The 16,293-nt window shown below is 72.7% G+C and carries 17 protein-coding genes; 10 read left to right on the forward strand and 7 right to left on the reverse strand.

Translation table 11 applies throughout. From position 1 onward, the window contains the following. Window positions 1-87: 87 nt before the first annotated feature. Window positions 88-843 carry an SIS domain-containing protein gene (locus ACFY7C_RS29115; protein ID WP_389655916.1) on the reverse strand — a complete coding sequence of 252 codons (756 nt, stop codon included), beginning with the start codon at window positions 841-843 and terminating at the stop codon, window positions 88-90. A gap of 160 nt (window positions 844-1,003) precedes the next feature. On the opposite strand from ACFY7C_RS29115, the gene ACFY7C_RS29120 reads away from it, so the two are divergent. Then, window positions 1,004-1,696, forward strand: a complete 693-nt coding sequence (locus tag ACFY7C_RS29120; RefSeq protein WP_389655918.1) for a metal-dependent transcriptional regulator — start codon at window positions 1,004-1,006, stop codon at window positions 1,694-1,696. A 377-nt stretch (window positions 1,697-2,073) separates the two neighbouring features. Then, window positions 2,074-2,925 carry an alpha/beta fold hydrolase gene (locus tag ACFY7C_RS29125; protein WP_389655920.1) on the forward strand — a complete coding sequence of 284 codons (852 nt, stop codon included), beginning with the start codon at window positions 2,074-2,076 and terminating at the stop codon, window positions 2,923-2,925. On the opposite strand, the gene ACFY7C_RS29130 is transcribed toward ACFY7C_RS29125, so the two are convergent. After that, window positions 2,859-3,341: an NAD(P)-binding domain-containing protein gene (locus ACFY7C_RS29130; RefSeq protein WP_389655922.1), complete on the reverse strand. Its 483-nt coding sequence runs from the start codon at window positions 3,339-3,341 to the stop codon at window positions 2,859-2,861. The two genes, ACFY7C_RS29125 and ACFY7C_RS29130, sit on opposite strands and share 67 nt — an antisense overlap. On the opposite strand from ACFY7C_RS29130, the gene ACFY7C_RS29135 reads away from it, so the two are divergent. From ACFY7C_RS29135 to ACFY7C_RS29150, 4 genes are all read left to right on the forward strand, one after another. Further along, a complete protein-coding gene (locus tag ACFY7C_RS29135) occupies window positions 3,274-3,486 on the forward strand; it encodes a hypothetical protein (RefSeq protein ID WP_389656977.1) in 213 nt (70 codons plus the stop codon). The two genes, ACFY7C_RS29130 and ACFY7C_RS29135, sit on opposite strands and share 68 nt — an antisense overlap. Before the next feature lie 89 nt (window positions 3,487-3,575). After that, entirely contained in the window at window positions 3,576-4,607 is a 1,032-nt protein-coding gene (locus tag ACFY7C_RS29140; protein ID WP_389655924.1) for a trypsin-like peptidase domain-containing protein, read from the forward strand. A 60-nt stretch (window positions 4,608-4,667) separates the two neighbouring features. After that, entirely contained in the window at window positions 4,668-4,958 is a 291-nt protein-coding gene (locus tag ACFY7C_RS29145; RefSeq protein ID WP_389655926.1) for a hypothetical protein, read from the forward strand. Between the two features lie 95 nt (window positions 4,959-5,053). Further along, window positions 5,054-5,803 (forward strand): hypothetical protein, encoded by a 750-nt coding sequence (locus ACFY7C_RS29150; protein WP_389655928.1) that lies wholly within the window; start codon window positions 5,054-5,056, stop codon window positions 5,801-5,803. Window positions 5,804-5,828: 25 nt separating this feature from the next. Here ACFY7C_RS29150 and ACFY7C_RS29155 read toward each other — a convergent pair whose 3' ends face one another. The 4 genes from ACFY7C_RS29155 to ACFY7C_RS29170 form a co-directional block, all read right to left on the reverse strand. After that, window positions 5,829-6,272 (reverse strand): subtilase-type protease inhibitor, encoded by a 444-nt coding sequence (locus tag ACFY7C_RS29155; protein ID WP_389655930.1) that lies wholly within the window; start codon window positions 6,270-6,272, stop codon window positions 5,829-5,831. 374 nt (window positions 6,273-6,646) lie between these two features. Continuing rightward, entirely contained in the window at window positions 6,647-8,299 is a 1,653-nt protein-coding gene (locus tag ACFY7C_RS29160) for a transporter (protein ID WP_389655932.1), read from the reverse strand. Further along, entirely contained in the window at window positions 8,296-9,138 is an 843-nt protein-coding gene (locus ACFY7C_RS29165; protein ID WP_389656911.1) for an ABC transporter ATP-binding protein, read from the reverse strand. Before ACFY7C_RS29165 ends, ACFY7C_RS29160 begins: the two co-directional genes overlap by 4 nt. A 134-nt stretch (window positions 9,139-9,272) precedes the next feature. Further along, window positions 9,273-9,950 (reverse strand): bifunctional DNA primase/polymerase, encoded by a 678-nt coding sequence (locus ACFY7C_RS29170; protein ID WP_389655934.1) that lies wholly within the window; start codon window positions 9,948-9,950, stop codon window positions 9,273-9,275. Window positions 9,951-10,254: 304 nt separating this feature from the next. Here ACFY7C_RS29170 and ACFY7C_RS29175 point away from each other — a divergent pair, with 304 nt between their 5' ends. After that, the gene (locus ACFY7C_RS29175) at window positions 10,255-11,640 is read left to right on the forward strand and encodes a transcriptional regulator (RefSeq protein ID WP_389655936.1); all 1,386 of its coding nucleotides are present in this window, start codon (window positions 10,255-10,257) and stop codon (window positions 11,638-11,640) included. A gap of 134 nt (window positions 11,641-11,774) precedes the next feature. Continuing rightward, window positions 11,775-13,070, forward strand: coding sequence for a hypothetical protein (locus ACFY7C_RS29180; RefSeq protein ID WP_389655938.1), 1,296 nt, complete (start codon window positions 11,775-11,777; stop codon window positions 13,068-13,070). 75 nt (window positions 13,071-13,145) lie between these two features. Here ACFY7C_RS29180 and ACFY7C_RS29185 read toward each other — a convergent pair whose 3' ends face one another. Continuing rightward, entirely contained in the window at window positions 13,146-14,417 is a 1,272-nt protein-coding gene (locus ACFY7C_RS29185) for an ABC transporter substrate-binding protein (protein WP_389655940.1), read from the reverse strand. A gap of 143 nt (window positions 14,418-14,560) precedes the next feature. Between ACFY7C_RS29185 and ACFY7C_RS29190 the strand changes: the two genes are divergently transcribed. Continuing rightward, window positions 14,561-15,079, forward strand: coding sequence for a hypothetical protein (locus ACFY7C_RS29190; protein ID WP_389655942.1), 519 nt, complete (start codon window positions 14,561-14,563; stop codon window positions 15,077-15,079). A gap of 46 nt (window positions 15,080-15,125) precedes the next feature. Beyond that, window positions 15,126-15,977, forward strand: a complete 852-nt coding sequence (gene purU, locus ACFY7C_RS29195; RefSeq protein ID WP_389655944.1) for a formyltetrahydrofolate deformylase — start codon at window positions 15,126-15,128, stop codon at window positions 15,975-15,977. Window positions 15,978-16,293 lie beyond the last annotated feature (316 nt).

Genomic DNA, 16,293 nt, shown 5'->3' on the forward strand with positions numbered 1-16,293 from the left:
TGACAGAGAACGACGGAAGAACGCGGGGGCCGCGGCGAGAACTCGCCGCGGCCCCCGCACCCGTTTCCGGCCTCGGTGGCGCGATCCTCAGTGGCGGAAGAAGATGCGGTCCCCGTACTCCGCCATCACCCGCCCGTTCCACTCGTGGCCGCCGTCCACGTTCCCCGACCGCAGCAGCGGCGGCTCGATGCCGAGCCGGACCATCTCCTCGGCCGCCGCGGCCATCGTGGCCTGCATCAGGGCACTGGTGACGACCGTCGAGGCGGGTGCGAAGGGGGCCTCGATGCCCTCGTGGGTGAGCTCGGCGTCGCCGACGGCGATGTGGGAGTCGAGGACGATGTCGCAGTGGTCCTTCAGATAGGTGCCCGAGACGTGCCGGGACCTGGTCTCCGTCGCGTACGCCACCGAGGTCACCCCGATCACGGTGAGGCCCAGGGCGCGCGCGTTCATCGCCATCTCGACCGGCAGGGCGTTGCGGCCCGACAGGGAGATGACGATCAGGACGTCGCCGGAGCGGGCGGGGGAGGAGTCGAGGACCGCGCCGGCCAGTCCGTCGACGCGCTCCAGGGCGGAGCCGAGGGTGGCGGGCATGACGTCGACGCCGACGACACCGGGGACGGCCAGCAGGTTCATCAGGGCGAGGCCGCCGGCCCGGTACACGACGTCCTGCGCCGCGAGCGACGAGTGGCCCGCGCCGAACGCGAAGAGCCGGCCGCCCGCGGCGACCGCCTCGGCGATGGCGGTACCGGCGGCCGCGATGTCCTCCGCGTCCTCGTCCCGCACCTTCTGGAGCAGCCCGATGGCGGCGTCGAAGAACTGTCCGGCCAGCTTGCTCTCGCCCATGGCGGCGGCTCCTTCTCGTCGTGGTCGCCGATCACGGTGCGGTCTGGACCATTGCTCTGTCAATACCGCCTCGGCTCGGTTCACCCCGGCACGCCACGGTTGTCGGTGCGATGCGCAAGAATTGGTGCAGGGCCAGCGCACGACTCATCGAGGGGCACGTATGTCCGGACTGATCGACACCACGGAGATGTATCTCCGCACCATCCTTGAGCTTGAGGAGGAAGGTGTTGTCCCCATGCGCGCCCGTATCGCCGAGCGGCTGGACCAGAGCGGTCCGACCGTCAGCCAGACGGTGGCGCGCATGGAGCGCGACGGTCTGGTGGCCGTCGCGAGCGACCGACACCTGGAGCTCACGGACGAGGGCCGCCGCCTGGCCACCCGCGTGATGCGCAAGCACCGGCTCGCCGAGTGCCTGCTCGTCGACGTGATCGGCCTGGAGTGGGAGCAGGTCCACGCGGAGGCGTGCCGCTGGGAGCACGTGATGAGCGAGGCCGTGGAGCGCCGGGTCCTCGAGCTGCTGCGCCACCCGACGGAGTCGCCGTACGGCAATCCGATCCCGGGCCTGGAGGAGCTGGGCGAGAAGGCCGAGGCGGAGTCGTTCCTGGACGACTCGATGGTCTCGCTGGCCGACCTGGACGCCGGCGGCGAGGGCAAGACCGTGGTCGTCCGCCGGATCGGCGAGCCGATCCAGACCGACGCCCAGCTGATGTACACGCTGCGGCGCGCGGGCGTGCAGCCCGGCTCCGTGGTGTCGGTGACGGAGTCCCCGGGCGGCGTCCTGGTGGGCAGCAGCGGCGAGGCGGCCGAGCTGGACGCGGAGGTCGCGGCGCACGTCTTCGTCGCCAAGCGCTAGAGCCACCCGCCGGGCCAGATTTCCGACGGGCCCGTTTTACGGCGGAATCGCCACGCCCACGGCCCTTCCCGTGCCACGCTGGTGCGATGAGGGTCGTCCTTCGTACGACAACGGTGAACCCCGGCGCCCTGAGGCGCCGGGGTCCGTCCTCCCCTGTGCTGACCCGGAGCCCCGAGCTCCCAGGGTCATTCCCCTCGGACCGTTTTCCCCGAGCGGTCCGCCTCCCGCTGAACATCTCCCCTCGGTCCCGGCCGTCAATCCTTGAGTGCTGTCACTCGAACGTGGGGTGTTGAGCGGCAGAAGCGCATTTTCGAATACGGGTTCGATAGTCTGGCGCGGTTCCACGGGGCCATGGGAAAGAGGGGGTGCCGAGCAGCATGGTGCGACGACTCGACGTCACGGGGGCCGACGGCGTACGCCTGGCGGCCTGGGACTTCACGGAACAGACCGCGCCGCAGAGCGGCTCCGGCGTCTTGCTCCTCCACGGCCTGATGGGCAGCGCCTCCCACTGGGAGCCGGCCGCCCGCTGGCTCGCCGCGCGCCACCGCACGATCGCCCTGGACCAGCGCGGCCACGGCCACAGCGAGAAGCCCGCCGCCGGCCCCTTCACCCGCGAGGCGTACGTCGCCGACGCCGCCGCCGTCGTCGAGCGGCTCGGCCTCGGCCCGGTCACCGTGGTCGGCCACTCCATGGGCGCGCTCACCGCCTGGCAGCTCGCCGCCGAGCACCCCGACCTCGTCCGGGCCCTGGTCATCTGCGACATGCGGGCCTCCGCGCTCGGCGCCGCGTCGCAGCGCGAGTGGCAGGACTGGTTCCGCCGCTGGCCCGTCCCCTTCCCCTCGCTCGACGCCGTCCGCCGGTGGTTCGGCGAGGAGGACCCCTGGGTGGAGCGCCCCCGCCCCGCCCGCGGTGCCTTCTTCGCCGAGGTGATGGCCGAGCACCCCGACGGCTGGCGGCCCGTCTTCGACCCCGCCCAGATGCTCGCCTCCCGCGCGACCTGGGTCCATGACGCCCACTGGGACTCCCTGGCCCAGGTCCGCTGCCCCACCCTCGTCGTCCGCGGCCTCGACGGCGAACTGGGCCGCGCCGAGGCCCAGGAGATGGTCCGCGTCCTCCCGCGCGGCGCCTACGCGGAGATCCCCGACGCGGGTCACCTCCTCCACTACGAGCACGCCGAAGCCTGGCGCGAGGCGGTGGAGCCCTTCCTCAACGGCGTCCTCACCTCGTGACCGTGACGCCTCCGCGTGGGCGTCGAAGGCCTCGCGGGGGCCGCTGTGGACGACCACCGCCACGGCGGTGCCGATGGCGTGCGGCATGTCCAGGATTGCCCCGTCGAGCGCCGCCCCCCACCGGCACCAACAGCCCGCGCACCGCCGCGTAGTCCGTGAGGCACACCACCACCAGCGGCCCGGCCTCCACCGCCTCCCGCACCGAGGGGGGCGAACCGCGCGCCCGCCGCGAGGAGCGGCTCGGCCCGGGCGGCCGTGCGGTTCCACACCGTCGTCTCGTACCCCTCCCGCAGAAACGCCTCGGCGAGCGCCCGCCCCATCCGGCCCAGACCGATGACCGTCACACGCTTGCATCTGCTGCCCTGCGTCTCGGGCGACGCCCGCGAACTGCCCACCTGCCCCGAGACCTTCGACATCCTCAGCGTCCGCCTCCGCGTGCTCGACGAACGCGCGGAGACCCTCGACCGCTCCCGGGTCGCCCTGCGCGGCTTCGTCAGCGCCACGGCCCGCCGGGCGGGCTGGAGCGTGCCTTGTCGGCCAGGCCGAAAAGGGAACGGGTGAACCGGCCATTCCTCTCACGCTCCGTTGACGGCCCGTCACTCTCCGCCTGAGCATTGCGTGTCCATGCCAGCAACGGATCGAGGTATCACGTGTTCGGCATACGCAAGAGACGCTCGTACCCCGCCGTCGGCTTCGCCGCCGCGGCCCTCCTCCTTCTCCCCGTCGCCGCCGAGGCCGCCGAGGCCCCCGAGGCGTCGACCACCCGGGTCGCCGCCCAGGCGGCGGCGACGGCCGTCGAGCACACCGTGCCGGCCGGCACGGCGGCGCGGGCGGCGGAGTACTGGACCCCCGAGCGGATGGCCGCGGCCATCCCGGCCACGCCCGCCCAGCCCTCGGCGGCCGACCGTCCCGGAGCGCCCGCCCCCTCGGCGCCGCAGAAGCCGACCGGCCCGGCGGCGACCGGCTCCGACCCGGTGGCGGGCGCCGCGGCCGCGGTCGGCGGCATCAAGGTGGCGGTCACCGCGACCCGGGTCGTGGGCAAGGTCTTCTACCGCGCATCGGACGGCAAGGACTACGTCTGCTCGGGCTCGGCCGTCAACAGCACCAACAAGAACATGGTGTTCACCGCCGGCCACTGCGTCCACGGCGGCCCGGGCAAGTCGTGGGCGTCCAACTGGCAGTTCGTGCCGTACTACGACCACGGATCGCGCCCCTACGGCACCTGGTGGGCCGAGACCCTCGTCGCCTTCAACGGCTGGATCAACGACGGCAACTTCGGGTACGACGTCGGCATCGTCATCACCTCCCCGAACGCGAGCGGCGAACTCGTCAACGCCGTCGGCGGCCTGGGCATCCAGTGGAACCACCCCAAGGACCGCTACATGACGGCCATGGGATACCCGCAGGGCCCGCCCTTCGACGGCCAGTGGCAGTACTACTGCGCCGCGACGACCTCCCAGCGCAGCTGGTGGACCACCGACCAGATCAAGATGCCGTGCAACATGACCGGCGGATCGAGCGGCGGCCCCTGGATCCACGGCAAGGACGACAACGTCTACTACAGCGGCTGGGTCAACGGCGTGAACAGCAACGTCGACAACAAGGACAGGCCGACGGAGATGCGCTCGCCGTACTTCGCCACATGGGTGGGCGACGCGTTCAACAAGTACTCGACCTACTAAGGGGCGTCGGGGTCAGGGCCCCTACGGGCCCTGGGACCCCGGCCTCGGAGGCGGAACACCATGGCGCGCTCAGCGGCACACGGCAGCACGTTCGTCCTCGTCACCGCCGTGCTGCTGGGCGCGCTGACCGCCTGCGGGGCGGCGGGGGGCGGCGGCGCCGCCCCCGAGGAGGAGGGGCCGTCGCCCTGCCCCTCCTCCTCCACCACCCCGCCGGCGGCCTCGGCGACCCCGACCCCGAGCCCGGCCCCGACCGGTTCCCCCGGCGACAGCCGGACCCACCCCGTGGACCCGGATCCCGAGCGGAACTGCCTCATCGAGAGCGGGATCCCCGACATGCCGGTGGACCCCTGAGCGCGAAAGACCCCAGATTTCTGGGATGGGCCCGTGGCGCGCGGACTGTCAGTCTGAACGCGCCATGAGCCGAACTCGCAGTAAGGAAAACCGGCATGTCGATACGTTCCCGGTTGGCCGCCGTGACCGCCGCCCTGGCGCTCGGGGCGGGCCTGTTCACCGCCGTCCCGACCGCCCACGCGCAGAGCATCTGTGACGGGCCGGAGCCGCCCTCGTGGTGCGACGGCGGCGGCGTCGAGGACCCGCCGGTCGACTACGACCCGCAGGGCAAGCTGAACGCGGCGACCCGCGTCCCCGGCGGCATCAACGTCTCCGGCTGGGCCTCCGACCCCGACGCCACCGGACCGGTCCGCGTGAAGATCACCGTGGGCGGCACCTGGGTCGCCACCCTGGACGCCAACCAGTCCGGCGGAGCCTTCTCGGGGTTCGTCGCCGTCCCCACCGCCACCGGGCAGGTCTGCGCCACCGCCCTGAACACGGGCTACGGCGTGGACACCGGCCTCGGCTGCTCGATCTCGGTGAACCACGACCCCGTCGGCCATCTGGACGGCTACCGGGTCGACGGCGGTTCGGTCACCATGTGGGGGTGGGCACTGGACCCGGACACCGCCCAGTCCACGCAGGTGTACGTCCAGTACAGCGACGGCAACACCTACGGGCCCTACCCGGCCAACCTGACGCGGACGGACGTCGGCTCGGCCCACCCGGGCTACGGCGACGCCCACGGGTTCCAGTTCACCTTCACCCCGACGCAGGTGCACCGCTGCTACACCGCCTGGGTCGTCAACGCGGTGGACCTCCACGCGGGTGCCGACAAGTCCGTCGGCGGCTACTTCTGCTCCTGACGCCGGTCGGTTCGACGCCCCGCCGTCAGAACGACAGGGCCGCGCTCTCCGCCGTACGGGCCCGGAAGTCGCACGGGTTGCCGTAGGTGGCCTCCCAGCTCACCCGCTGGCCCTGCCACACGCCGTCCCCGGTGACCGTCACCGGGTCCCACTCGCGCGTACAGGGGCGGTCGGCCGGTAACACGGTGAGCCGGTCGAAGTCACCGTCGGCGGCGGCCAGTTCCGCGCAGGCCGCTTCCGGGTCCGGGTGGGTGCCGCCGGGCGTCGGGGCGCAGGTCAGGGTGACGGCGCGCAGGGCCGTGGCCGTCGCGGGGCTCTCGCCCGCGCCGACCGTGAGGACGAGCGCCGACGGCGCGTACAGGCTCGCGGGCGCTGCCTCGGCGGTGCCGCCCGCTATCGAGGTACCGAGGAGGGTGAGGCCGGTGGCGGTGGCGAGCGCGGTGGCGCCCACGGCACGGAAGTAACGCACGGGAATTCCCTTTCGCTTGTGGCTACGGTTGGGTGCGGATGCGGAATGGAGTCTTGTCGGGGCGCAGCGTGATCGCACATCGGTGGCAGCTTTTCGGCCGCCTGTGCGATCCGGATGCGACCGACCGGTCGTTCGGCCAGTTGAGACGGGGTGAGGCGGCCCGGGGCGTGCCCTGGCCGCGCCCCACCGCGCCGGCGGTTCAACTCCGTACGATCCTCTGACCTCGAACGACGCGGAAAATGTTGGGAATTGGAGTAGTTCGGGACGGTCTCGATCGGCCGGAAGGTTGCCGCCGATCGGTGGCAGGAGCAGCACGACGGGCCGGGCCCCCACCCAGGAGACCCGGCCCGTCCACGGCGCCGCCCGTATCGACGTCAGCCCTTGCTGACCGCCGCAAGGATCTCCGGCAGCCGCCCCGCCACCCGCGGGGCCGCCACCTTCAGACCGCCCCACACGACCAGCGCCCCGTACAGCGCGCCGAGCGGCAGCACGGTCCACAGCAGCGCCCCCTCCCACAGGTGGAGGAGGACCGTGGCCGTGATCACCGGGGCGCACAGCAGCGCCGCGGCGAGCATGCCGCCGAAGATGGAGATCCAGGCGAGACCGCCCTGCCCCGGCGCCACGTTCTTGAAAGCGCCGTCCTGCGGGATGGAGTACGGGTAGTTCGCCGAGGCCACCGCACCCGTCGCCATCATCGCGCCGAGCAGCGCGAACGCCACGCCCAGCGCCTCCGGCAGCACGCTCCAGTCGCCGAGCACGCCCGCCGTCACCGTCGTCACCAGCGCCGTGTACGGCACGGTGACGGCGAGCAGGGCGAGGGCCCGGGCCCGCAGTTCGGCGTAGGCGTCGGCCGTCGTCGAGATGGTCTGCGCCACCATCCAGAAGGCGGAGGTGTCCTGGCCGAACTGGTTGTACATCTGGAGGCCGAGCATGCCCGAGGCGAAGCAGGCGAAGTAGACCGAGCCCGTGCCCTGCAACGCGTTGAAGAGCGGGACGATCGCCCCGACCGCCAGCGAGGACACCCACGCCGCCTTCGTCTTCGGGTCGCGCCAGATGTAGCGCAGGCTGCGCTCCATCACCGTGCCCGTGCGCCCGCCCGGCAGGACCCTGCCGAGCAGCCCGGCGGAGGCCGACTTCTCCTTCGCCGCGCCGGAGGCCGCGCCGATCGTCGAGCCGTCCGGCTCCACCATCAGCCGCACCAGCGACCGCTGCCACCAGTACGCGAGCCCGACCAGGGCAAGTGCGGAGAGCAGCAGCCTGGCGGCGGCGACCGCGTAGTCGCCGTCGCCCGCAGCGGCGATCGCGGACACCGCCGAGGCCGGCGGCAGCCAGGCCACGACCTCCGCGGCCGGCTCGAGCGTCGCGAGCCCACCGGCCTGGGTGAGGCGCTGCGCGCCGAAGTTCACCACCTGGATGCCGACCGCGATGACCAGACCGGACAGCACGGCCAGATCGCGGCCCTTGCGGGAGGTGAGGAGCCGTACGTTCGCGGCGGCGACCGCCCGCGACAGCGCCACGCACACGAGCACGACCAGCGGCACGGCGAGGACGGCGACGACCGTCCCCGCGACGCCCCGGGCCAGCGTCAGGGCCGCCCCGACCGTGACGCACAGGGTGAACACCGGGCCGATGCCGACCAGCGAGGCCACGAGCAGCGCCCGGACCAGCGGCCGGGGCAGCAGCGGCAGCATCACGAGCCGGGAGGGGTCGAGCGTCTCGTCGCCGCCCGGCACGAACAGCGGCATCACCGCCCAGGACAGCGCGAGGACGCCGGTGAGCAGGACGGTGACGACGACCGCGTCGTCGTCACCGCGCAGCAGGATCGCGCCGAGCAGCAGGAAGGCGGCGAAGACGGCGGCGAAGACGATCGAGGAGACGTACGCGGCGGTCCGGCTGCCCGACTGCTTCAGCCCGTTCTTCAGGAGCGACAGCTTGAGCCGTACGAAGACGGCGGTCAGCGACTCCGCGGCCGGCGCCGCGGATGACGACGCGGCCGCCGCGGCCGGCGGAGTGGTGGCGGTGCTCATCGGGCCGACCCGCCCAGCCAGTCCAGGGAGTCCCCGGCGTCGCCCCGCCCGTGCGCGCCGACCAGCTCCAGGAACGCGGCCTGCAGCGACGGCGCCGAGCCCCTCACCTGCTCCAGCGGGCCCTGCGCGCGGATCTGCCCGGCGGCCATCACGGCCACCCAGTCGCACAGCGACTCCACCAGCTCCATGACGTGGCTGGAGAACACGACGGTGGCGCCCGAGGCCGTGTACCGCTCCAGGACGCCGCGGATGGTCTGCGCCGAGACCGGGTCGACGCCCTCGAACGGCTCGTCGAGGAAGAGGACTTCCGGGTTGTGCAGCAGGGCCGCGGCCAGCCCGATCTTCTTCCGCATGCCGGTCGAGTAGTCGACGACCAGCTTGTGCTGCGAGCCGGCGAGGTCGAGCACGTCGAGCAGCTGGGTCGCGCGCTTGTCGACCTCCGCGCCGGGCAGTCCGCGCAGCCGCCCGCTGTACGCGAGGAGTTCCCGGCCCGAGAGCCGCTCGAAGAGCCGCAGCCCCTCCGGCAGGATGCCGATCCTGGACTTCACCCGGGCCACGGACTCGGGGTCGGCCCACACGTCGTGGCCGGCCACCCGGATGCGCCCGGCGTCGGGCCGCAGCAGGCCCGTGATCATCGACAGAGTGGTGGTCTTGCCGGCGCCGTTGGGCCCGACGAGTCCGATGAACCGGCCCGCGGGCAGGACCAGATCGATCCCGTTCACCGCGATCTGCTGGCCGAAGCGCTTCCACAGCCCCTCGACATGAACGGCGGGCACCGCACCGGATCCCGGTGCACCGCCCGCCGCTTCGAACACTCCGTCAAATGCCTGGTCAGGCATCATGTTGCGTCAACCCTTCGGTTGTCCCCGTACAGTCGGGAACCACCTTACGGCTGAGCGTCTTTCCGGCCACATGGCCAAAGGCGCACAGGACCTCAGGCGCACATGACCAGAGGCGCACAGGGCCTCAGGCGCTACGCCCGCCGGCTGCGCGCGTCCGCCGCCTCGCGCCCGCACGCGTACGCCAGCGGGCTGATCAGCTCCTCCGCGTCCGGCAGCCAGCGGTTCGCCGGGGTGGGCTTGCGGGCCCACTGCACCGCGCCGAAGCCGCCGACCCGGGTCGGCGGCGCCGCCACGTAGAACCCCTCGCCGCGCGTGACCAGGTCGATCGAGGTGGGGACCCAGCCCAGCTTGCGGACCAGGTCCGGCACCTTGGCCGCGGCGCCGGGAAGCACGAAGAAGAACATCCGGCGGTCCGGGGTGCAGGTCACCGGGCCGAGCGTCAGCTCCATGCGCTCCATACGGGCCAGGGCGAGGAAGCCGGCGGACTCGGGGACCTCGATCGCGTCGAAGGTGCGGCCGGTCGGCAGCAGGATCGACGCCTTCGGCTGCTTCGACCACATCCGCCGGGCCCCGACGGCGCTGCCCGTCGCCTGGGTCGACCAGTCGGGCCTGGCCGGGTGGGCACCCGGCGCCGGACACGCCTCCGCGCCGCAGGAGCAGCGCTCCCTGCCCTCGACCGCCTCCAGCCAGGTCCCGGGGAACACGTCCCAGTGCCGCTCTTCCGCGTACCGCACGGCGCTGTCCAGCAGCAGCTCGCCTCGCTGCTTGGGGATCTGTGCGGCTTCCGTGACTCCGATGGTCTCTTCCACGTCGAACTCAACTCCCGCCGCCACCTGGGGTTACGGGCCCGGCGGAGAGTGGGGTGGCGCATCGATCCTGCATACGGGGCGCACGGGTGCACGCGTGGGGGCGCGCGTGGGGCCGGGGAGCGGCGGGCGGGTACGCACCTGTGGGGGGCGTCGGCGCGTGCCGTGCCGTGCCGCGCCGGTGAGCGTGCCGGTGCCGTACGGCCGACGTGTCCGGTTTCGCGTGTTCACATCTGCATTGACCAGATATCTGCAGGGCATTGATCAGCCAGTCGATCACACATGCCGGCCTCAGGGGGTAGTCATCATGGCAGCCAGGCCACTCGTCGCACGCCAGCCCAACGAACGGTTGCAGGCGCTCATCCAGGAGGCGGGGTGCTCCAACGCAGGCCTCGCACGCAGGGTCAACATGGTCGGCGCGGAGCGCGGCCTCGACCTGCGCTACGACAAGACGTCGGTGGCTCGCTGGCTGCGCGGCCAGCAGCCGCGTGGACGGGCGCCCGGCATCATCGCCGAGGCCCTCGGCCGCAAGCTCGGCCGCACCGTCACCATCGACGAGGTCGGTATGGCCAACGGCCGCAACCTCGCCTCGGGCGTGGGGCTGCAGTTCGCGCCCACCGTGCTCGGGGCGATCGAGCAGGTCTGCGAGCTGTGGCGCAGTGACGTGGGCCGGCGCGACTTCCTGTCGGGCTCGACGGTCGCCGCCTCCGCGCTGGTCGAGCCCAGCCGTGACTGGCTGATCACCGGCGCGGACCCGCAGGTGGCGCGGGCGGCCGGGGCGCGGGTCGGAGCCTCGGACGTCGAGGCGGTACGGGCGATGACGGCCGCCCTCGTCGACCTGGACCGGCAGTTCGGCAGCGGACACGTGCGGCCGGTGGTGGTCCACTACCTCAACAGCGTGGTGTCGGGGATGCTCTCCGGCTCCTATCGGGAGTCGGTGGGACGGGAGTTGTTCGCGGCGGCCGCCCGACTGACCGAACTCGCCGGGTACATGGCCGTCGACACCGGCCAGCCGGGCCTGGCCCAGCGCTATTACATCCAGGCGCTGCGGCTCGCCCAGGCAGCGGGCGACCGGGCCTACGGCGGTTATGTGCTGGCCGCCTCGATGAGCCACCTGGCGGCGCAGCTCGGCAACCCGAGGGAGATCGCGCAGCTGGCGCGGGCGGCGCAGGAGGGCGCGCGCGGGCAGGTCCCGCCGCGCGCCGAGGCGATGTTCCTGGCGGCGGAGGCCCGCGGACACGCCCTGCTCGGCGACGCGCACGCCTTCGGCCGGGTGGCGGGCCAGGCCGAGGAGGCCCTGCGGCGGGCCGACCCGGAGTCGGGCGACGACCCCGCGTGGATCGCCCACTTCGACGACGCCTATCTCGCGGACGAGCTGGCGCACTGCCACCGCGACCTCGGCCAGGCCCGCGAGGCGGCCCGCGCGGCCGAGCGCTCCCTCGCCGGCCACCCGGAGACCCGCGCCCGGCGGCGGGCGATCGGCCTGGCGCTGCTCGCCTCGGCCCAGATCCAGCAGCGCGAGGTCGAGGAGGCCTGCCGCACGGGCACGCGCGCCCTGGAACTCCTGTCGACCCTGCGGTCCTCGCGGGGCGCGGAGTACCTGGACGACCTGAAGGAGCGCCTGGAGCCGTACGGAAGGGAGACGGCGGTACGGGAGTTCGGCGCGCGGCTCGACCTGTACGCGGCGGCTTAGGGGGTGTCCCGCCGATCTTCCCGGGGCGCGAGGTAGGTCACACGAGTCTCGGACGCGTGTGCGGCGGGCGGGGCGCACCCGGTAGCGTGAGCCGACGATTCCGTAGTTCCGTAGGTCCATCAGTAGGAGTCCCGGTGACGCACAGCGGACAGGGTCCGGAGCCGCAGTATCCGGCCGCGCAGCCCCTCCCACCTGAGGTGACCCCTGGTGGCCCCTCGGACGCCCAGGCGACCCAGTACCTGCCGCCGATCCCGGCCCAGCCGCCGGCCGCGCCTCCGGCCGCCCAGCCGGGGTACGGCTACCCGCAGGCGGCCCAGGGCGGCTACGGCTACCCGGGTCCGGACGCGCAGGCCACGCAGTACATAGCGCCCGTCGCCCCGCAGGCACCCCAGGCCCCGCAGGCGGAGGCGGCGACGCAGTACCTCCCGCCGGTCCCCGGCGGCCCGGCGGGAGGTCCCGCCGGCCCCGACGCGCAGGCGACCCAGTACCTGGCACCCGTACAGCAGTCGGGTCCACAGCCGGGCCCGCACCCGGGCCAGCCGGGCCAGCCGGGCCCGCAGGGTGGTCCGCAGCCCGGGTACGGGGAGCGGCCGCCGCTCGCCGACTTCGACAACCTGTTCCGCAGCGACACCCCGCGCCCCGCGCCGGCGCCCGCGCCCGCTCCCGTACCGCAGCCGGGTTACGGCTACCCGCAGCCGCCCCAGCACCACCAACAGCCGCCGCAGCCGCCGCAGCAGTACGGCGGCGGCTTCCAGGACGCGTACTACGACGACGAGCCCGAGCCACCGCGCCGGAAGTCGCCGGTCGCGCTGATCGCGGCCGTGGTCGCGGGCTGCGCCGTGGTCGGACTCGGGGCGGGGGCGCTGCTCAGCGGCGGGGACGAGGACAAGGACAAGAAGACCGACAAGGCCGGTCAGAACGTGGCCGCGAGCTCGGCCGCGCCCTCCGGCGGGCCGAGCGAGCAGTCGGCCGACCCGGCCGAGGCGCAGGCGAAGGCGCTCGACAAGCTGCTCGCGGACAGCAACAACAGCCGCGACGCGGTGATCCGTTCCGTCGAGGCGATCAAGAGCTGCCGGAACCTCGACCAGGCGGCGACCGATCTGCGTGGTGCGGCCGAGCAGCGCCGCGGGCTCGTCACCCGGCTCCAGTCCCTGTCGGTGGACCAGCTGCCGAACAGCGCGGCGCTGACCGGGGCGCTCACCCGGGCGTGGCAGGCCTCGGCCTCCGCCGACGACCACTACGCGGCCTGGGCTGACCAGGCGAAGAGCAAGAAGGTCTGCAAGGACGGCAAGGCCCGGTCGACCGCTCAGACGATCGAGGCGAACAAGAAGAGCGGCGAGGCGACCACCGCCAAGCGCCAGGCGGCCGCGCTGTGGAACCCGACCGCCGGGAAGTACGGACTGGAGAAGCGCAGCCCGACCCAGCTCTGAGCGGCACCGGCCGAGGCGCGACCGGCCTGGCCAGGACCGTCCCCCGTTGCGGGGCGGTGGTCCTGGCCCGGGCCGTCACGGCGCGGTGAGGACCGTCTCGCCGACGTCCACGAAGCCCGGCTTCTGGGCCACCAGCCGCCCGTCGCGGACCACCTGGAACGTCACGTCGTGGTTGACGATCCGGGGGAAGCCCGGGGCGCCGAGCAGGTCGTCGTAGCGCCAGCGCAGTTGCGGCGTGAGACCACCGGTGTCGATCTTCACGCCCTGGTCGAGCGCGTGCGAGATCTGCAGGGCGGTGATCCGGTCGCTGTCCAGCGACTCGATGACCTGCCGCAGGACGGTGTAGGCGATCCAGGTGGTCTGCACGCCCGCGTCCGCCGGGTCGACCCGGTTGTCCACGAAGGCGTGCTCCTTGATCACCTTCTTCATCGGCTCCCATGCCTTGTGGTCGGCGTCCGGGTACCAGCCGGTGACATAGGCGCCCTCGAAGGGGCTGTCCGCGCCGCCGGTGCGGTCGATGACCGGCTGGCCGACGCTGCCGAGGACGGAGGAGATCCGGACGGTGTCGCCGGCCTTGCCCTTTTCGGCCTTTTGCTCCGGAAGGCGGCGGAAGGAGTCGAAGAAGGTCTGGGTGCGCTCGCCGAGGACGGCGGTGACGCAGCCGTCGTCCGACCCGGCCCGGCTGAGGGCCCGGCTGGCCGGCTGGGTGTACTCGGCGGCGTCCTCGAGTGCCGGGATGTCGACGGCGCCGCGGTGGCTGGCCTTGCGCAGGCCGGAGTTGAGCAGGTCGGGCAGCTTGTCGCCGGCGATGGTGTCGGGACGGACGAGGGAGACCGTGCGGCAGCTGGCGGCGAGCTGCATGCCGTGGCCGGCGATGAGGGAGGCCTGGCCGCCGTTGACGGGGTAGGAGAGCGGGCTGGTGAACTCGTCCTCCGAGATGCCGTAGCCCCCGATGTACGGGATGCCGGCGGCCTCCAGCGGGGCCATGAAGGTGCGCCCGTTCTGGCTGTAGGAGCCGACGACGGCGACGGCGCCCTCGCGGACGGCGCGGCGGGCGCAGGCGGAGGCGCCCGCGTTGGTGTTCTGCTCGTTGCAGGTGAGGACGCGGAGCTCGTGGCCGTCGATGCCGCCGTTGGCGTTGACCCAACGGGCGTAGGCCTGGGCCATGGCGGGCATACCGGGCATATTGGTGGCGCGGGTCTGGTCGGGCGCCCAGGTCATGACCGTGACGGGCTCCCTGGAGCCCCCCGTGGCCCCAGGGAGTACGCCGCAGCCGGTGAGCAGCGACGCTGCGGCCGCCGCTGTCGAGACGTACGCGAGGAGTGTGGTCTGTCGCCTACCGGTCATGGCATGCACACTTCCGCCCCATGGGTAACGCGGAAGTGAGCCCGCTTCAACGCTGGGTGACGTGAAGGTGAATTACAGGGGTCGGGCGGGGCGGGCACGGGGCCGGACCGGGCGCTGTCAGTGGGGAAACGTACGATCGAACGATGTCCAGTCCCACCTCCACCCCCACCTCCGGTTCGGTGAACTCTTCCCGTCGCGGCCGTCGCTCCTCCACCATGGGCGGCATGCCGCTCAACGACATGCCGTGGTGGCGCTGGCGCGCCAACGTGCGCTCCGCGCTGCACATGCTTTCGGACCCGGGGTTCCACGAGACGACCTGGCTGGCCGGCCAGGACGGGTACGGCGACGTCACCGACGCCGTCTACCGCCTGGTGGAGGACACCTGGCTGGACAGCTGGTCCGCCGAGAAGTACGTGGGGACGATATTCCGCGACTCGGGCGAGGCCGCGCTCGTCGACGTGGCCGTGCTGCGGGTGCTGCGGATCATGCACCAGGTCGGCGCGGACGCGCCCGTCTCCGCGTATCTGGAGCACCACGCCTGGCCGGAGGCCGTACGGGCCGCCCGCGAGGCACACGTCCGGATGGCGACGGCCGACGGCGAGGACCCCGACGTCCCGCCGCGTTCCCTGGAAGTGCTCCGTATCATGACGCGGTCCGCCTGACGGACGAGGCGGCCGGCGGCTTCGCCGGGTGTGGCAGGCTAGGCGAATGACCGACCAGTACGTCCTCACCCTCTCCTGCCCCGACAAACAGGGCATCGTGCACGCCGTGTCGAGCTACCTCTTCATCACGGGATGCAACATCGAGGACAGCCAGCAGTTCGGAGACCGTGACACGGGTCTCTTCTTCATGCGGGTGCACTTCTCGGCCGAGGCGCCCGTCACCGTCGACAAGCTGCGGGCGAGCTTCGCCGCGGTGGGCGACTCCTTCGCGATGGACTGGCAGATCAACCGGGCCGACGAGCGGATGCGCGTCGTGCTGATGGTGTCGAAGTTCGGCCACTGCCTGAACGACCTGCTGTTCCGCTCGCGGATCGGCGCGCTGCCGGTGGACATCGTGGCCGTGGTCTCCAACCACACCGACTTCGCCGAGCTGGTCGGGTCGTACGGGATCCCGTTCCGGCACATCCCGGTCACCAAGGACACCAAGCCGCAGGCCGAGGCGGAGCTGCTGGAGCTGGTGCGCGAGCAGAACGTCGAGCTGGTCGTGCTCGCCCGCTACATGCAGGTCCTCTCCGACGACCTGTGCAAGCAGCTGTCGGGCCGGATCATCAACATCCACCACTCCTTCCTGCCGAGCTTCAAGGGCGCCAAGCCCTACCACCAGGCGCACGCCCGGGGCGTGAAGCTGATCGGCGCCACGGCCCACTACGTGACGGCCGACCTCGACGAGGGCCCGATCATCGAGCAGGAGGTCGAGCGGGTGGGCCACGAGGTGACGCCGGACCAGCTGGTGGCGATCGGCCGGGACGTGGAGTGCCAGGCGCTGGCCCGAGCGGTCAAATGGCACGCGGAACACCGCATCCTCCTGAACGGCCGCCGCACGGTCGTCTTCACCTAGCCGCTCCGGCCTGCGCGGCCCCGCGCCCGTGCGTGCGGCCCGCCGCCCCGCGCCCGTGTGGGCAATCGTCCCGCTTGGGGGTCCCCCCAGGGCGAAGCCCTAGGGGGAGGGACGGGTGGGCACACGGGACGGCGCCCTTGCGGGCGCGTTCCGCACCTGTTCCTAGCCGCACCACGACGGCCCCGCACCTGTGGTGCGGGTCAAGGCACCGGGAGCCTAGGCCCGGCAAGGGGCGCCGTCCGTTGTGCCCACCCGTTCCGCCTGGGGGCACCCCCGGACGAAGTCTGGGGGAGGAACGAATGCCCACAACGGGGGG

Origin of the sequence: Streptomyces sp. NPDC012769 (assembly GCF_042901205.1) — a bacterium.
Taxonomy (GTDB): domain Bacteria; phylum Actinomycetota; class Actinomycetes; order Streptomycetales; family Streptomycetaceae; genus Streptomyces.

Coding starts and splice junctions, on each gene's coding strand:
- ACFY7C_RS29115 (WP_389655916.1), bottom strand. CDS start 843: ATGGGCGAGAGCAAGCTGGCCGGACAGTTCTTCGACGCCGCCATCGGG.
- ACFY7C_RS29120 (WP_389655918.1), top strand. CDS start 1,004: ATGTCCGGACTGATCGACACCACGGAGATGTATCTCCGCACCATCCTT.
- ACFY7C_RS29125 (WP_389655920.1), top strand. CDS start 2,074: ATGGTGCGACGACTCGACGTCACGGGGGCCGACGGCGTACGCCTGGCG.
- ACFY7C_RS29130 (WP_389655922.1), bottom strand. CDS start 3,341: ATGTCGAAGGTCTCGGGGCAGGTGGGCAGTTCGCGGGCGTCGCCCGAG.
- ACFY7C_RS29145 (WP_389655926.1), top strand. CDS start 4,668: ATGGCGCGCTCAGCGGCACACGGCAGCACGTTCGTCCTCGTCACCGCC.
- ACFY7C_RS29150 (WP_389655928.1), top strand. CDS start 5,054: ATGTCGATACGTTCCCGGTTGGCCGCCGTGACCGCCGCCCTGGCGCTC.
- ACFY7C_RS29160 (WP_389655932.1), bottom strand. CDS start 8,299: ATGAGCACCGCCACCACTCCGCCGGCCGCGGCGGCCGCGTCGTCATCC.
- ACFY7C_RS29165 (WP_389656911.1), bottom strand. CDS start 9,138: ATGCCTGACCAGGCATTTGACGGAGTGTTCGAAGCGGCGGGCGGTGCA.
- ACFY7C_RS29175 (WP_389655936.1), top strand. CDS start 10,255: ATGGCAGCCAGGCCACTCGTCGCACGCCAGCCCAACGAACGGTTGCAG.
- ACFY7C_RS29185 (WP_389655940.1), bottom strand. CDS start 14,417: ATGACCGGTAGGCGACAGACCACACTCCTCGCGTACGTCTCGACAGCG.
- ACFY7C_RS29190 (WP_389655942.1), top strand. CDS start 14,561: ATGTCCAGTCCCACCTCCACCCCCACCTCCGGTTCGGTGAACTCTTCC.
- purU (WP_389655944.1), top strand. CDS start 15,126: ATGACCGACCAGTACGTCCTCACCCTCTCCTGCCCCGACAAACAGGGC.